Origin of the sequence: Pseudomonas sp. PDM02 (assembly GCF_014852285.1) — a bacterium.
Lineage (GTDB): Bacteria > Pseudomonadota > Gammaproteobacteria > Pseudomonadales > Pseudomonadaceae > Aquipseudomonas > Aquipseudomonas migulae.
Genome location: NZ_JACVBL010000006.1, coordinates 17301 through 32342, shown reverse-complemented (window position 1 = coordinate 32342; position 15042 = coordinate 17301). Strand labels below are relative to the sequence as shown.

Annotated in this window: 13 protein-coding genes; 6 read left to right on the top strand and 7 right to left on the bottom strand. The window is 55.0% G+C overall.

Going from position 1 to position 15042, the window contains the following annotated elements; translation table 11 throughout:
- Positions 1–155: 155 nt before the first annotated feature.
- Positions 156–470, top strand: a complete 315-nt coding sequence (locus IB245_RS11920; protein WP_008024657.1) for a putative quinol monooxygenase — start codon at positions 156–158, stop codon at positions 468–470.
- Here the strand turns inward: IB245_RS11920 and IB245_RS11915 are convergent.
- A complete protein-coding gene (locus tag IB245_RS11915) occupies positions 460–1224 on the bottom strand; it encodes a sulfite exporter TauE/SafE family protein (RefSeq protein WP_192227661.1) in 765 nt (254 codons plus the stop codon). The two genes, IB245_RS11920 and IB245_RS11915, sit on opposite strands and share 11 nt — an antisense overlap.
- Before the next feature lie 208 nt (positions 1225–1432).
- Here IB245_RS11915 and IB245_RS11910 point away from each other — a divergent pair, with 208 nt between their 5' ends.
- The 3 genes from IB245_RS11910 to IB245_RS11900 all read left to right on the top strand — a co-directional run bounded on the left by IB245_RS11910 (position 1433) and on the right by IB245_RS11900 (position 4352).
- Complete coding sequence (locus IB245_RS11910; RefSeq protein WP_192227660.1) at positions 1433–2335, top strand: LysR substrate-binding domain-containing protein; 903 nt, start codon at positions 1433–1435, stop codon at positions 2333–2335.
- Between the two features lie 103 nt (positions 2336–2438).
- Positions 2439–3842 carry an amino acid permease gene (locus tag IB245_RS11905; protein WP_008024654.1) on the top strand — a complete coding sequence of 468 codons (1404 nt, stop codon included), beginning with the start codon at positions 2439–2441 and terminating at the stop codon, positions 3840–3842.
- Between the two features lie 165 nt (positions 3843–4007).
- A complete protein-coding gene (locus IB245_RS11900; RefSeq protein ID WP_008024653.1) occupies positions 4008–4352 on the top strand; it encodes a cupin domain-containing protein in 345 nt (114 codons plus the stop codon).
- A 100-nt stretch (positions 4353–4452) separates the two neighbouring features.
- Here the strand turns inward: IB245_RS11900 and mmsB are convergent, their stop codons facing one another.
- Both mmsB and IB245_RS11890 read right to left on the bottom strand, forming a co-directional pair.
- The gene (gene mmsB / locus IB245_RS11895; RefSeq protein WP_192227659.1) at positions 4453–5340 is read right to left on the bottom strand and encodes a 3-hydroxyisobutyrate dehydrogenase; all 888 of its coding nucleotides are present in this window, start codon (positions 5338–5340) and stop codon (positions 4453–4455) included.
- 10 nt (positions 5341–5350) lie between these two features.
- Positions 5351–6877 carry a CoA-acylating methylmalonate-semialdehyde dehydrogenase gene (locus IB245_RS11890; RefSeq protein WP_008024085.1) on the bottom strand — a complete coding sequence of 509 codons (1527 nt, stop codon included), beginning with the start codon at positions 6875–6877 and terminating at the stop codon, positions 5351–5353.
- Positions 6878–7026: 149 nt separating this feature from the next.
- Here IB245_RS11890 and IB245_RS11885 point away from each other — a divergent pair, with 149 nt between their 5' ends.
- Positions 7027–7974, top strand: coding sequence for a LysR family transcriptional regulator (locus tag IB245_RS11885; protein WP_192227658.1), 948 nt, complete (start codon positions 7027–7029; stop codon positions 7972–7974).
- Between the two features lie 218 nt (positions 7975–8192).
- Here IB245_RS11885 and IB245_RS11880 read toward each other — a convergent pair whose 3' ends face one another.
- Both IB245_RS11880 and IB245_RS11875 read right to left on the bottom strand, forming a co-directional pair.
- Complete coding sequence (locus IB245_RS11880; protein WP_192227657.1) at positions 8193–8702, bottom strand: hypothetical protein; 510 nt, start codon at positions 8700–8702, stop codon at positions 8193–8195.
- A gap of 78 nt (positions 8703–8780) precedes the next feature.
- Positions 8781–8999: a hypothetical protein gene (locus IB245_RS11875; protein ID WP_192227656.1), complete on the bottom strand. Its 219-nt coding sequence runs from the start codon at positions 8997–8999 to the stop codon at positions 8781–8783.
- 643 nt (positions 9000–9642) lie between these two features.
- Here IB245_RS11875 and IB245_RS11870 point away from each other — a divergent pair.
- Positions 9643–12333: a type I restriction endonuclease gene (locus IB245_RS11870; RefSeq protein WP_192227655.1), complete on the top strand. Its 2691-nt coding sequence runs from the start codon at positions 9643–9645 to the stop codon at positions 12331–12333.
- 640 nt (positions 12334–12973) lie between these two features.
- Here the strand turns inward: IB245_RS11870 and IB245_RS11865 are convergent.
- Together IB245_RS11865 and IB245_RS11860 are read right to left on the bottom strand one after the other, a co-directional pair.
- Entirely contained in the window at positions 12974–14038 is a 1065-nt protein-coding gene (locus IB245_RS11865) for a hypothetical protein (protein ID WP_192227654.1), read from the bottom strand.
- A 187-nt stretch (positions 14039–14225) separates the two neighbouring features.
- Entirely contained in the window at positions 14226–14918 is a 693-nt protein-coding gene (locus IB245_RS11860; RefSeq protein WP_192227653.1) for a KilA-N domain-containing protein, read from the bottom strand.
- Positions 14919–15042: the final 124 nt, after the last annotated feature.

Here is a 15042-nt window from a genome sequence, read left to right as displayed (position 1 = left end):
CTCGGAAGGGTCAGAAAGTGGATGGCGGCAGGTTAGCCATCGGCCTCGCGCGGAATAAGTCCTGAATTCGCAAAATTCATTTGACCTATACGCACGAATCAACAGGCGATTGTTGCCATAAACTGGAGCCGATTCTGACTTTGAGGAGACTCCTGATGAGTGAAATACAAGGCTTCATCCTGCACGCCAAAACCCGCCCGGAAAAATCCGACGCCTTCGAAGCGTTCTTCCGCGGTTATGTGGAAGCGAGTCGTGCCGAGCCAGGCTGCATCGAATACCACATGCTGCGCGACAAACAGGACCCGACGCTGTTTATCTTCTTCGAGATCTGGCAATCCCAGGCGCACCTCGACGTGCACTCGAACCTGCCGCACATGAAGCAATTCCTCGAACAGCGCGACGAATTCCTGGAACAGGATTTCGATATCCGTGCCATCGAGATGCTCAGCCCGTCGTCCGCTACCCGCTGATCAGCAAGTGGCCGCCGAGCACACCGAGGCCGATGAAGAACACGCGTTTGAACAGCACGGCGCTGATCCGCTGGCGCAGCCATTGCCCGAGCAACATGCCGAGCACCGCCGGGATCAGCGCCAGCAATGACGCGCTCAATTCGCCACCGCCCAGCGCGCCGCGCCACAACAGGCCGGCAGCGAGGGCGAGGGTCGATACGGTGAACGACAGGCCCAGCGCCTGCACCAGCTCATCCTTGTTCAAACCCAGTGCTTGCAGATACGGCACCGCCGGAATCACGAACACGCCAGTGGCGGAGGTGATGACGCCGGTCAGCACGCCGCACAGCGGACCGAGCCAGCGCTCGGTCTGACGGCTGACGCGCAAAGTCGGCAGGAACAAACCGCTCAACGCATAAAGCAGCAATGCCGCGCCCAACCCCCGCACCACCCAATGACCACCCGCCATGCCAATCCAGACCGTCCCGGCACCGGTGCCGATGAAGATTGCCAGCAGCATCGGCCACAGCCGCCTGACCAACCCATTCAAATGCCCGCCGAATGCCAGTTGCCAGACGTTGGTCAGGGTCGCTGGAATGATCAGCAGCGCGGCAGCCTGCGACGGTGCCATAGCCAGACCGAGCAGCCCCATGGCGATGGTTGGCAGGCCGAGGCCGATCACGCCTTTGATCATGCCGGCCAGGAGGAAGGTGGCGATGACCAGCAGAGAAAGGGCCAGGCCAAGGTTTTGGTAGAACGTGGCGAGTGTATTCATGGGCTGATCCTGCGCCTGGATTGGCCGTGTGAAAATTCGCCATATACTGAGGGTGTCTCTTGTTTTGATAGAGGCTGACGATTTCGTTGTTGCTGCTGACGCCTTCGCGGGCAAGCCTCGCTCCTACAGGGGTTGCGCAAATCGTGTAGGAGCGAGGCTTGCCCGCGAAGGCGGCTGCCCAGTCAACACACCTCCCGAGGCTGTACCCATGCACTTCGACCTCACCGACCTAAGCCTCTACCTGAACATCCTCGACACCGGCAACATCACCGCCGGCGCCGCGCGCAGCCATTTATCCCTGGCGGCGGCGAGCGCGCGAATCCGTGCGATGGAGGCTTCGCTCGGCATCGACTTTCTGGAACGCGGTCGTCGCGGCGTCACGCCCACACCTGCGGGAAAAGCCCTGGCGCAACACGCCCGACTACTACTGCAACACGCCGACCGTATGCAGCAGGACCTGGCCGAATACGCCAAAGGCGTCAAAGGTCAGGTGCGCTTGTTATGCAACACCACAGCGATCACCGAGTACCTGCCGGAAGTGCTGGCGGACTTCCTCTGCCACCATCCCAACCTCGACATTGATCTGCAGGAATTGCCGAGCCTGCGCATCGTCCATGCACTGCGTCAGGGTGCGGCGGACCTTGGCATCGTCTCCGACGCCGTCGACACCCACGCCCTCGAAACCCAGCCCTTTCGCAACGATCCGCTGGTGCTGATCATGCCACTCGGGCATCCATTGGCTGACGGCGCAACACCGAGCTTCAGCGAGACGCTGCATCACGATTACGTCGGCCTGAGCGCCAACAGCGCACTGGCGGTGTACCTCGAAGAACAGGCGCTGCACGCGGGCGTGCGCATGCAGATCCGCATCCGGGCGGAAGGCTTCGACGGGGTGATTCGCATGGTCGCTCGCGGCGCAGGGCTGGCGATTGTGCCGCTGGCGGCGATCGAGCGCCGGGCCGTCGATCAACCGTTCAAATACGTTGCCCTGCAGGAAGCCTGGGCGCAGCGCAAACTGCTGCTGTGCGCCCGCTCGTTTGCTGGCCTGCCCGGTTACGCCAGAGCCTTGCTCGATGCGTTGTGCGCTGCAAACCGGGCCGGGAGCCTTTGAAAACCAGTGTTTGGCCCAACAGGCACCTGTATGACGAAGGCTGCGAAGAGTAATATCTGCCCTTTCAAATCAAGCCTGGCCACAACAACCAAAAGGGAACCAGATGGCGGATGAAATCTTGCAACAGGCAACGCTCAAGCGGGGGTTGAAAAATCGGCACATTCAACTGATCGCATTGGGCGGCGCCATTGGTACGGGGCTGTTCCTGGGCTCCGCCGGAGTGCTCAAGTCCGCCGGACCGTCGATGATCCTCGGCTATGCGATTGCCGGTTTCATCGCGTTCCTGATCATGCGCCAACTGGGCGAAATGATTGTCGAGGAACCCGTGGCCGGCTCGTTCAGCCACTTCGCGCACAACTACTGGGGCGGCTTTGCCGGTTTCCTGTCCGGCTGGAACTACTGGGTCCTGTATGTGCTGGTGGGCATGGCCGAGCTGACAGCCGTCGGCAAGTACGTGCAGTTCTGGTGGCCGGAGGTGCCGACCTGGGTCAGCGCGGCGGTGTTCTTTGTGCTGGTCAACCTGATCAATACGCTGAACGTCAAAGTGTTTGGCGAGATGGAGTTCTGGTTCGCGATCATCAAAGTCGTGGCCATCATCGGCATGATCCTCCTGGGCTGCTACATGCTGTTCAGCGGCACCGGCGGCCCGCAAGCATCGGTGAGCAACCTGTGGAGCCACGGCGGTTTCTTCCCCAATGGCACCAACGGTTTGCTGATGGCGATGGCGTTCATCATGTTCTCCTTCGGCGGCCTGGAACTGGTCGGCATCACCGCCGCTGAAGCCAGCGAACCGCGCAAGGTCATTCCCAAGGCCATCAACCAGGTGGTTTATCGGGTGCTGATCTTCTACGTCGGCGCACTCACCGTGTTGCTGTCGCTGTACCCGTGGGACCAACTGCTGCAGACACTGGGCGCCTCGGGCGATGCCTACAGCGGCAGTCCGTTCGTGCAGATTTTCGCCCTGATCGGCAGCGACACCGCCGCGCAGATCCTCAACTTCGTGGTGCTTACCGCGGCGCTCTCGGTCTACAACAGCGGCGTGTACTGCAACAGCCGCATGCTCTATGGCCTGGCCGAGCAAGGCGACGCGCCCAAAGTGCTGATGAAGTTGAACAAGCAGGGCGTGCCGTTGCTGGCACTGGGCGTTTCGGCGTTGATCACGATGCTGGCGGTGCTGGTCAACTACGTCGCGCCGCATGAAGCGCTTGAGTTGTTGTTTGCCCTGGTGGTCGCGTCCTTGATGATCAACTGGGCGCTGATCAGCCTCACGCATTTGAAGTTCCGCAAGGCCATGGTCCAGCGCGGCATCGTGCCAGGCTTCAAGGCGTTCTGGTCGCCGTACACCAACTACCTATGCCTGGCGTTCATGGCCGTGATCATCTGCGTTATCTGGATGATCCCGCCGGTGCGCGCCTCGGTGTACGCCATGCCGGTGTGGGTGTTGCTCATCTACGGTTGCTATCGGTTGCGCATGGCCAGGCACCGAAAGCTGTCAGTGACTCAGTAATCGCGTAAAAAAACGCCCCGGCATTCGATGAATGCCGGGGCGTTTTTTATGGCGAGCGCAGTGAATCCAGCGTTTCTGGATACCTCGATGTCGAGCACAGACAACTGACGCCGCACCAAGCCCGATAGGGTGCGACTTCAGTTCTCCATCACGCTCGGAGTCATCATGTCCGCACCGATTACCGTTCTTCGCGACACCCACCCGCTGCCAGTGCTCGACGCCTGCAAATGGGAAAAACTCGAAGGCGATCCGCACACCGTCAACCTCAACGCCTACACCAGCGAAGACGGCAGCAAGATCATGGGCACCTGGATCTGCACGCCGGGCAAGTGGTATGTGGAATACGTGAAGTGGGAATACTGCGATTTCCGCGAGGGTTACTGCATCATCACCCCGGAAGGAAAGGAGCCGATTCATCTGCGTGCCGGTGATATTTTCGTCATCGAGCCGGGGATGAAAGGCACGTGGGAAGTGGTTGAAACCGTGCGCAAGTATTTCGTGTTTGCCTGATGCAAAAAAACCGGGAGATCACCCGACGTGATTTCCCGGTAAATGTCGATGCGCACACACCTGTAGGAGCCGGCTCGCTCCCACAGGTTGAAGCAGGTCGTTATTGCGGTTTGCGATAGCTGTTGATGATCGCCGAGAAGTCTTTACCCCCTTCCCCACGCTGGCTCATCGCCTGATACAACTGCTGGGCCACCGCGCCAAGCACCACCGGTTGGTGCGCCTGACGTGCCGCTTCCGTGGCAAGTCCCAGATCCTTGAGCATCAGCTCGGCACCAAAACCACCGGTATAACCTCGCGACGCAGGTGCCGTTTCGACGATGCCCGGCCACGGGTTGTACATCTCCGAACTCCAGCAACGTCCCGTGGAACTATTGATGATCCCGGCCAGCACGCCAGTGTCGATCCCCAGTGCATCACCCAGCGCCATGGCTTCGCTGACACCAACCATGGAGATCGCCAACAGCAGGTTGTTGCAGATTTTGGCGATTTGCCCGGTGCCGACTTCGCCGCAATGGACGATGTTGCGCCCCATCTGCGCCAGCACCGGTTGCAGGGTGGCGAACAGTTCAGGCGTGGCACCGACCATGAAAGTCAGGGTCCCGGCCGCTGCACCACCAGTGCCACCCGACACCGGCGCATCGGCCATGGCCACGCCTTGCTTGGCCGCGGCCGCCGCTACATCACGCGCTGTTTGCGGATCGATGGTGCTGCAATCCACGGCTGGTACGCCGCTGCCGATACCGGCGAGCACGCCGTCTTCACCCAGCCACACGCTGCGCACATGCACAGCGGCGGGCAGCATGGTGATCACCAGTTCTGCGCCTTGAGCCGCTTCACGAGCCGTCGCGCTGATACTGCCGCCCAGTTGCTCCAGTTCGGCCAGAACGGTTTTGTTCAAATCAACCAGTCGCAGCACATGGCCGGCCTTGATCAGGTTGCGCGCCATCGGCGCGCCCATGTTGCCGAGACCGATAAAAGCGATTTTCATGTCCGGCTCCTTAACGCAAGTTGATGGTGGTGTTCACACCGTCGTTGACGCTGTCGTCATCGAACCAGCGGCTGGTGACGGTCTTGGTCTGAGTGTAGAACTGCACCACTTGCTTGCCATACGGGCCGAGGTCGCCAAGCTTGGAACCGCGCGAACCGGTGAAGCTGAAGAACGGGACCGGCACCGGAATCGGAATGTTGATGCCGACCTGACCCACGTCGATTTCGTTCTGGAATTTGCGCGCTGCCGCACCGCTTTGGGTGAACAGGCCCGTGCCGTTACCGAACGGGTTGGCGTTGACCAGGGCGATGGCCTCGTCGAGCGTATTCACTTCCAGCACCACCAGCACCGGGCCGAAGATTTCCTGGGTGTAGATCTGCATCTCGGGGGTCACGCCAGAGAACAGGGTCGGACCGACAAAGTTGCCCTTCTCGTAGCCGGGAACCGTGATGTCACGACCGTCCAGCTCAAGCTTGGCGCCTTCCTTGATGCCGCTTTCGATCAGATCCAGAATCCGCGCTTTGGCACGCTTGGAGATCACCGGACCAACGTCCGTGCCCGGCTCGCTGCCAGCGTTGACCTTGAGTTTCTGCGCCAGCGCTTTCAGGTCCGGCAGCCATTGCTTGGCCGCGCCGACCAACACCACCACCGACGTTGCCATGCAACGCTGACCGGCCGCACCGAAACCGGCACCGACCAACGCATTCAGCGCTTGTTCGCGGTTGGCATCCGGCAGCACCACGGCGTGGTTTTTAGCGCCCATCATCGATTGCACGCGCTTGCCGTGCTTACCGGCCAGGTCATAAACGTGAGTACCGACGGCAGTCGAACCGACGAAGGAAACCGCCTTGATGTCTTTGTGGGTGCAGAGCGCGTCCACCACGTCCTTGCCGCCATGAACCACGTTAAGCACGCCCGCCGGAACGCCCGCCTCGATGGCCAGTTCCACCAGCAGCATGGTCGACATCGGGTCCTGTTCGGACGGTTTGAGCACGAAGGTGTTGCCGCAGGCGATGGCCATCGGGAACATCCACAGCGGAATCATCGCCGGGAAGTTGAACGGGGTGATGCCGGCGCAAACACCGATTGGCTGACGCAGGGTGTAGGTATCGACGCCGCCTGCGACGTTCTCGGCGAACTCGCCCATTTGCAGGCTGCCGATGGAGCACGCGTGTTCGACGACTTCCAGGCCACGGAAAATATCGCCTTCAGCGTCGGCAATGGTCTTGCCCTGTTCGTTGCTGAGCACCACGGCGATGCGCTTGGAGTGTTCGCGGATCAACGCCTGGAGCTTGAGCATGATGCGCATGCGGGCGCCGATCGGCGTCAGCTTCCAGGTCTGGAAGGCGCGATGGGCGGCGCTGATCGCGGCGTCGACTTCCGAGGCGGTGGCAAACGGAACCTTGGCCAGTACTTGCTGAGTCGCCGGGTTGACGATGTCGTGCCACTCAGTGGTCTGGGACTCGACCCACTCGCCGTCGATCAACAGTTTGACGTTCTGGACAGTGGTTTCGTTGGGCGTGAGCGATGCGTTCATGCTGGTCTCCTGGACTTGTTGTTATGCAGGGAGCCAAGGCGGATAAGTCGCCTTGAGATGAGGCGTGTGTCGCGAATTGGTTGTCGGACTGTTTTTGGAGTATAGATGTGCAAACTTCTAATAAGAACGCACATAAAAGCCGGTCCATCATGCAAAAAAACATCACGTCTTTAGGTTCGCTGAACTGGGATGACCTCAAGTTTTTCCTCGAAGTGGCCCGCACCCGCAAGGCCAGCACCGCGGCCAAGCGCCTGGCGGTGGACTACACCACGGTGTCGCGGCGTATCAGCTCGCTGGAAGCGGCATTGGGTACATTGTTGTTCGAGAAGTCCCGGACCAGCGGTTTTGTCCTGACCGCTGAGGGTCAGCGTTTATTGGGTTACGCCGAGTCGATCGAGAGCACGCTGCACATGGCGTGCGAACAGGTTTCCGGTTCCGGCGTGGCGTTGTCCGGTCATGTGCGGATGGGTTGCACCGAAGGGTTTGGCAGCTTTTTCATCACCCCGCAGCTGAGCCATTTCGTCGACGCCTACCCGGCGATCTCGGTGGACATTCTGCCGCTGCCGCACTTCATCAGCCTGTCCAAACGCGAGGCGGACATCGTCATCGCCCTGGAGCGCCCGGAGCATGGCCCGTACGTCTGCTGCAAACTCTGCGACTACCGGTTGCAGCTTTACGCGACCCAGGACTATCTGGACAAACACCCACCGATCCGCCGCCCGACAGACTTGGGCAAGCATTCATTTATCAGTTATGTCGACGACCTGGCCTTCAGCTCGGAGCTGTTGTACCTGGCGAACGTGCTGCCCGGCGCCAGCGCCAACTTGCGCAGCACCAGCGTAATTGCGCAGTTCGTGGCTGCGCAGCAAGGGCGTTCGCTGGCGATCCTGCCGTGCTTCCTCGCGGCTCAGGATCCGCGGTTGCTGCCGGTGTTGCCGGAGGAAATCAACATCACCCGGCAGTTCTGGATGTACTGCCGCGAAGACCTGCGCAAGCTCAAGCGGATCACCCTGTTGTGGGATTACATCCGCCAGGTGACCGAGCAGAATCACGGCCTGCTGATGGGAGAAAGCCGGGAGATGCTGTTTACGGACTGAGCGGAATTTCAAGGAATCAGGTGGCCGCATCGTAACGAGGTCAGCAGGCCTTTGCCAAGGTTTTGTGTCAGGGTTGATACGTGACTTGTAACACCTGAGAGCGCCTCAAAGTCCCTCGCCCAGAGGCGCGCATAGGCACTCGATAAGGCTCACGCGAGGGCACCCACGGGGGATGCGCGGACACACCCGGATTGAGGTGGTCATTCAGATTTTTCTGTCTATCTTTCAAGAAACTTTCGAACTTCGGGCCCAGCCGGGATTGCCTCGGAAAGCACTGAGGACTCCGATTCGTAATCAGCGATTGCGGCGTTTACGCTGCTTTCAACCGCTCGAATCAATTCTTCAATTTGGTCCAGCTTGCGCAGCAGAGCCTCATAGTCGAAGCCCTTAAAGATTATCGCGTGACCGTTGGTGCCGTTTAGGCTAAACACAATTGGGTTGTAATAAGACAAATCGGTGTGGGCAAACTGCTGCATCCTGACCCGTACGAGTTCAAGGTGAAGTGCCTTCATTTCCTTCGGAACGTGCTTCTTGACACTCAGTGCATGGGTGCCATGTTGCCTTCCCCTATTCGTTGAGAACGGCCGAACATAGGCCACCGTTAGATCGCGTAGAAGAGCGTAACGGACATCTGGTCGTCTGTAGCGGCGAAGGACTTTGATAGCCTGACGGGCTGTGTCGAGGTCAATCGAGTACATGCGTAGAAAGTAATACGCTTCATCGTCCATCCTCATGCGCCTGCTCTCGCTCATAGCTTCGCTTCGAGTCTATCAGAGCCTCTGTTTGCGCATGATGCGAGGCTGCGCCTACGACCGCCGTAGTTGCATTATGGCTTCAGTAATCCCTTGAGCATTCGTGTCCAGCGCTTCCAAAGCCCCAGCTGCGTTGGCAGCAACACTCGATACTCCATTCTCTGAGAGCCACTTGGTCAGTTCTTCAATGGCCGCACATATAGCGTGCTGGTTGTGCAGGAGCAATGTCAGTGCGTCCGCAGTGGCGATCTTGGCATCTGAGTTATCTGACATGGGTATAGTCCTTGAGTGGTGATACGGGAATCCTAGTTCACCTTGCCGCTGGCTGGGGCTTGGTGGTAATTGCTCAGGCCTGCCCAATCGTTTGCGTTCGATTTGACCTTCCTTGGGATCGGATTTGACCAACATGCTTCCTGATTATGCCCGGTGCTGCCCTTCGTGACCGGCAGCTAACGGCCGATTCTGTTGAAAAAGTCCGGCTTGGTTTCCACGGCAGAAAAGTACGCGCCTGAGATTGAAATCCTGGTTTTCAGCAGAGGCTTCCGGACTCGGATTTTACGTAGCAGCGTGCAAAAGAGGTGTTTTCGCCCACCAGTATTCGAGCATTTTGGGGAAGCCGACTTTTTCAACAGAATCGGCCAAAAGCGGTCAGTCAACGCACTCGAAACTAGGGGCGATTCATGTTGTTGGACAAGATAGCTCTGGCAGCTATGCCACCGGAGACGGCTCTTCAGGCCTGTAGTCGGAGAGCTTCAGACTGCATCAAAATAGACCTGCGAACGGGCTTCTTGCAATTGATCCGATGACCTATTCTATGGGCTGAAAAGCTCGATACGGAAAAGCGTTCAGATAGCTCCATCTGGCAAGCCTCCTGCGACAGCTCAATAATTAAATCGTTATTTAAGGGACTGAAAGGATGGCGATCAAATTTGAATTACCGGCAGCAGGTGCAATTGTTACAGAGAGCGACGTAGAGCAAAAAATAATTTATCCGCTGCTCGTAGCCTCCGAAGATGTCGGACTCCAGTATCAGTCCGCTGAGATTATCACCAAGGGAGATATTCGAAAGCTTGCTATCGACAAGCTTACAAAGAAGAAAATCTATTACCCAGATTATATGGTGGTTATTGGCGGATTCCCTTTGCTTGTAATAGAGGCAAAAAAACCTGATGACATCGATGTTGAAGAGGCCTTTAGAGAAGCTCGACTTTACGCGAATGAGCTAAATGCTTACTTTCCGACTGGAGTTAATCCAGTTCGAAAAGTGATTGCAACAAATGGTCTGACTCTTTTGGCTGGCTCAAGTGACAATATTAAGCCGCAGCTCGAAATGAATGTTTCGGAACTAGTCGCCTCATCTCAAAAATATCATGATCTGTTTAAGGACTTCTCCAGAAAGTCACTCGAAATCTTAGTGGAGAAATTTAATCAAGATCTTTACCCAGGGTACTTATCTAAGCCACGGCGGTTAGTAGGTGGAAGGGCTGTTCAAGACGAGGAAATAGGGCACAACTCTTTTGGGGCAAATATCGCTTCAGACTTAGGCCATATCTTCAACCCTGCAACTATTGAAGATAGGATATTCATCGCGAAAAATGGTTATATCCCCTCAAAAAGGCGCGAGAGATTTATTGAGCCTATTGATAGATTAATTAGAGCCGCAAAGCCCCCGAGTGAAATTAACGCAACCACAATCGAGGACACGTCGGCACCTCGAGAATTGGTTGCTGTTCTCGCCAAGCAAAGCAAACTTCTTGAGCGCAAGGTTATTCTCCTTGTGGGTAGCGTAGGTTCAGGTAAAACGACATTCATTGACTACCTCAAAGAAGTTGCACTGCCGGCTGACGTCATTGATAGAACTGCGTGGGTTCGCATAAATATGAATGAATCTCCTGTATCTCCTGATGAGATTTACGGGTGGCTTAGGCATGAGATAATTGAAGGTTGCAAGTCGAATACTCCACAATATGATTTTGATACGTTAGAAGGAATTAAGAAAGTCTATTCGGTTGAACTAAATCGCTTTGAGAAGATTTATAAGCCTTTGTATGATGGTACGCCAGAGTACAACATAAAGCTGGGCGAGAAAATTGAAGATCTGGAATCAGACTTACATCTTTCTGCACTGGCTTATACAAGGTTTTGTGCAACTGAAAGGGGCAAGCTATTAATAATTGTTCTTGATAATTGCGACAAGCGTACTTTGGATGAACAACTACTGATGTTTCAAGCCGCACAATGGCTACAAAAAGAATTTCGTTCTCTTGTGATACTCCCGCTGAGAGAAGAGACGTACGACAATCATCGGGATCAACCGCCTTTGGATACGGCTCTGAAGGACTTGGTGTTTCGAATAGAGCCACCGTTGTTTCAAAGTGTTCTAGCAAAGCGAGTGCAACTTGCTTTAAGAGCACTGGATGGAAACGGTGGTCAAAATATGCTGACTTACGAGTTGCCAAACGGCTATACGGTTGAGTACAGCAAAAATGACACGTCATTTTACTTAACATGCATCTTGAAATCGATTTTCGAAAATGACAAGTATGTGCGTCGCATAATTGTGGGGCTGTCGGCTCGAAACATTAGGAGAGCCTTGGAAATATTTCTTGAGTTTTGTACTAGCGGGCATATCGCAGAGGATGAGATATTCAAGATACGACAGACCCAAGGGATGCACACGCTACCACTGCACATAGTATCTCGGGTTTTGTTGCGAATGAATAGAAGATACTATGACGGCGATCACTCACATGTTAAAAACTTGTTTACAACATTATCATTTGGAAAGAAAGGTAACTACTTTTCTCGATTAATGATTCTGAGATGGTTAAAGCAAAAGTTTCACAACATCGGTCCGTCAGGCGTTCAGGGTTATTTTCCAGTAATTGAGTTGAAAGCAGAGCTAATTCCATTAGGAGTTGAGTCTGATGTGATTATCAGAGATTTGGAGTTTTTGCTCGCTGGACACTGTGTCGTTTCTGAAGATTTCACCATCTCAGAAATTGCTGATGACAATTTGATTAAGCTCGCACCGGCCGGTTTTGTGCACTTGGATTTGCTAACTAACGTAAGTTACTTGGCAGCACTTGCTGAAGATACTTTGTACACTGAGGAAAAAACAGCTAGGGAAATTGCTGAGCGAATAAAATCTCTGGATGTACAGTACAATCAACGTACCGCATATCAAAACGCTACGGATTTTTACAATTACATAAAGAAACAATACGAATCCTTGGTTGCCAGCACTTCTAGTTATTTGGAAAATAGTAGCCTTGCTAGTTTGGCTTCCGTGTCAGAGATGGAGCCAAGCTTGCAAATGTTTAAGAAAAATGCCTTGCCCGCCATCTGGCAAGAGGCGGAATTGCATTACATTCCGGGTGAGCAGTATACCTGCGAAGTGGTCAGGTATGCAAAAAGTGGACTTATTGTAAAAATGCATTTGGGGATGACTGTTTTTGTTCATCCTAACCAACTGCCAAAAAATTATATTGAGAGGGGTTACAAGCGCGGCGACAAAATTGAGTTCCTAGTGAATTCAATAGACGTTTTTAGTCAGAAAATACGTTTGGACTCTGTAACTACATCGCCAGTAGAAGAGCATGATTGACCTTTGCAGTATATAGTGACGATTAATGAAGAATTTGTCGCCATTATATACCAGCCAAATATCGAATCACCCGGTTTTGCAGGTACATCTGAATGACTGCAGTTGGCCGTTCTCTGTCGGTTGTTAGCTACCCTTTGAAATCCGCCGATACCCAAACTTTTCAAAATCGGCACCCGCTCAGGATCGAACATCGCCCTTGAATCCGAGACGAAATATCAACGAGGTATAGGCCAGAACGGCAGATTACCCGCATAGGGTGGGTCGAGGTTAAGAGCCATTCCCGCGCCACCTCACCATCAACGGCTAAGGGATGCAGTGAAGTACGGAGCGCGGGGCCAGGTTGCAAAAAGACAGATGCCGCGAGGTAAGTGCTCGGCCAAGGTCTGTACGCCTGAGGCAAGGTAGCCACTAGCATTCCTCCTGTGCGCGGTGGCCTAGGGAGGGTGTCGGACAGGGGGCGGGGATACGGGCAGCACAGAGCGCCCTACACCAATGGTTATAGCATAACAATTCTCTTTAAAACCCCCAACAGCCACTAGGGCCATCGGGGAAAGGGTACTCAAACGAACTAAGTACATAGAGGGTTGCACTTACTCCTAGCACCTAGGGATTGCTCCTAAGGTGCAAGTGATAAACGACCTCAGTAACCGGCTGCATCCAGCTCTTCGGCTGTGACAGTACCGGCCTTGATCTTCTCTAGCAGCTCAAGCTGTGCCTTGGCATCACGGGTACGATCAGCCAGAGCCTGAGCCTTAGCCTCTTCATCACGGATACGGGCAGCCTCAGCCTTACCCTCTGCATTTACAACTGCCTCTGCCTTGAGTAGTCGCGACAGGTTGAACTCGACAGCACAGGTGCGGACGCTATCAGGGCGCGGGCCAGCAACCTTGGACATCGGGTCATATGTCAGAGCATGCAGGATCTTGTCTGAGTGCAGCTCGTTCCAGCCAGCTCCGGCCAGTGCCAGCGCATCATCTTCACTGAGCAACGTGCAGGACATGTCTTCGACTATAGACCGTGCGTGCTGATGACCGTTGAAAGGGCAGGCCAATACAGACAGCTTAGCCCGAAGGGATTTAGCCAATGCACGGGAGCGGGAGCCATCATCGAACACGAGGCTGTACACCTCAGCACCTACTGAAGCCCAGTCCTTGTAATAGATCGGGGCCATGATCTTACGTCGCCCACCGTTGCTATCTCGACGGGCCCCCGCAAGGGCACCAATGAAGTCTGGCAGGGTAGGCGAGAAACGATCGGCTAGCATTGCTTGCCATTCGTCATATGCGAAGTCTGGCGAGCGGTACTTGTTCCTGAACAGGTCGCTGTCAGGGGCTTGTGTTGCAATGCTGTTCATCAGCGCCAGCAGGAAGGTAAAGGCGTTCTGGTAGTCCTCAGGACGTGGAAGGCTGGTCGGTAGCTCACCAATGTATCGGCCATGTTCCTTAAGGCATTCCAGATGCTTCACCACCTCAACCAGCACCCCTGCCATTTCTCTCAGCTTGGCGTCGTGCAGATCACGACCGGGAATCAAGTAGGAACGGTAAGCGCGGAAGCTGGCGGTGATGCCATCAGCCACGCGAGATACTGGGTTATAAGAAAGCTCATCCTTAGCGCGGTCGATGCCGTATTGCTTGAGCAGTTCCAGCGCGGGGCGAACCTTCATTTCGTTGATGGTCAGCGCGTAGATGTTATTTAGGGAAGTCATTGTGTCACCTCTTGGAAATTAGTTAGTTTGGTTAGTTGTTGCTTATTTTTTTTATTAGTGTGCTTCTCTGGCCGCACTCGCTTACCAGTCAAAGGGTCAACTTGCGTTACCTGCAACTGGGGAGGGCGACCGGGAATAAAACGAGACACCACGTCTACTATTAGGGGCAGGAGATATGGTGCGCGAGTCATTTGCGGGAGCGTTTGTTGGGCTTCGTCGCAAAGTTGATGGCACCTACGTTGTGCAGCAGCCAATCACGGGCGCCAGGAGCTAGATCCAACTCGGGGCCATTGTTACCACGGTTGCGGACATAGAACCCGGTAGCTCTACCCTTGCCAGTTTCCGCCACTTCGCCGCAGACAATGCGCCAGAAGCCATGAGTCTCGTAAATATATTGCTTGGCAAGTAGCGGACGTTCGATGCCATACATGTCACAAGCAACTGTCCACGTCATCGAGTTCTTATTATCGATGCGGGAATATGCCCTGAGCTTGTAGCAGTTATCGGCAAATAATTCCTGATGCGCCACTGCCAAACGCTCATATACCTGAGCTGATAACAGTGCATCACTGCGAACAGCGATGAAGACAGAAACAACCATCTTGTAGAAGTCGTTACTAACCCACATAGCGTAGGCGATAGTGGCCACTTCGCTGCCCAAAGTCTCGCTACCAACTAAGCTGTGCAAATTTGCACAAGCTGCCAAGTCGCGGGAAATGGATGTACGCCATTGGGCTGGACGTTTGGAGTTTGGCAGGCCTAGACGACAGTGCATCTCTGTGAGGTTAAACATACCCTGAGTATCAGGGACAAAGGTGTGGCTATTGCCTTTTGCATCGCGCAGGGTAATAGGCAGCGCCTTACTAGGTTCTGGGTTCATGGTCATCTCTATATATGTGGGTGGATTGTTCGTTAATGGATAGCTGACAGCCTTCTTGAACCGATATAGACGGCGACCAAACCGGAGAACCCCGGAACCAGAAGACTGACAGCTATGCACTACG

Excerpts from the sequence above, each read along its gene's own strand:
- IB245_RS11865 (WP_192227654.1), bottom strand. The coding sequence starts at position 14,038 with ATGACTTCCCTAAATAACATCTACGCGCTGACCATCAACGAAATGAAG.
- IB245_RS11885 (WP_192227658.1), top strand. The coding sequence starts at position 7,027 with ATGCAAAAAAACATCACGTCTTTAGGTTCGCTGAACTGGGATGACCTC.
- IB245_RS11920 (WP_008024657.1), top strand. The coding sequence starts at position 156 with ATGAGTGAAATACAAGGCTTCATCCTGCACGCCAAAACCCGCCCGGAA.
- IB245_RS11880 (WP_192227657.1), bottom strand. The coding sequence starts at position 8,702 with ATGGACGATGAAGCGTATTACTTTCTACGCATGTACTCGATTGACCTC.
- IB245_RS11915 (WP_192227661.1), bottom strand. The coding sequence starts at position 1,224 with ATGAATACACTCGCCACGTTCTACCAAAACCTTGGCCTGGCCCTTTCT.
- IB245_RS11875 (WP_192227656.1), bottom strand. The coding sequence starts at position 8,999 with ATGTCAGATAACTCAGATGCCAAGATCGCCACTGCGGACGCACTGACA.
- mmsB (WP_192227659.1), bottom strand. The coding sequence starts at position 5,340 with ATGAAAATCGCTTTTATCGGTCTCGGCAACATGGGCGCGCCGATGGCG.
- IB245_RS11870 (WP_192227655.1), top strand. The coding sequence starts at position 9,643 with ATGGCGATCAAATTTGAATTACCGGCAGCAGGTGCAATTGTTACAGAG.
- IB245_RS11900 (WP_008024653.1), top strand. The coding sequence starts at position 4,008 with ATGTCCGCACCGATTACCGTTCTTCGCGACACCCACCCGCTGCCAGTG.
- IB245_RS11890 (WP_008024085.1), bottom strand. The coding sequence starts at position 6,877 with ATGAACGCATCGCTCACGCCCAACGAAACCACTGTCCAGAACGTCAAA.
- IB245_RS11905 (WP_008024654.1), top strand. The coding sequence starts at position 2,439 with ATGGCGGATGAAATCTTGCAACAGGCAACGCTCAAGCGGGGGTTGAAA.
- IB245_RS11860 (WP_192227653.1), bottom strand. The coding sequence starts at position 14,918 with ATGAACCCAGAACCTAGTAAGGCGCTGCCTATTACCCTGCGCGATGCA.
- IB245_RS11910 (WP_192227660.1), top strand. The coding sequence starts at position 1,433 with ATGCACTTCGACCTCACCGACCTAAGCCTCTACCTGAACATCCTCGAC.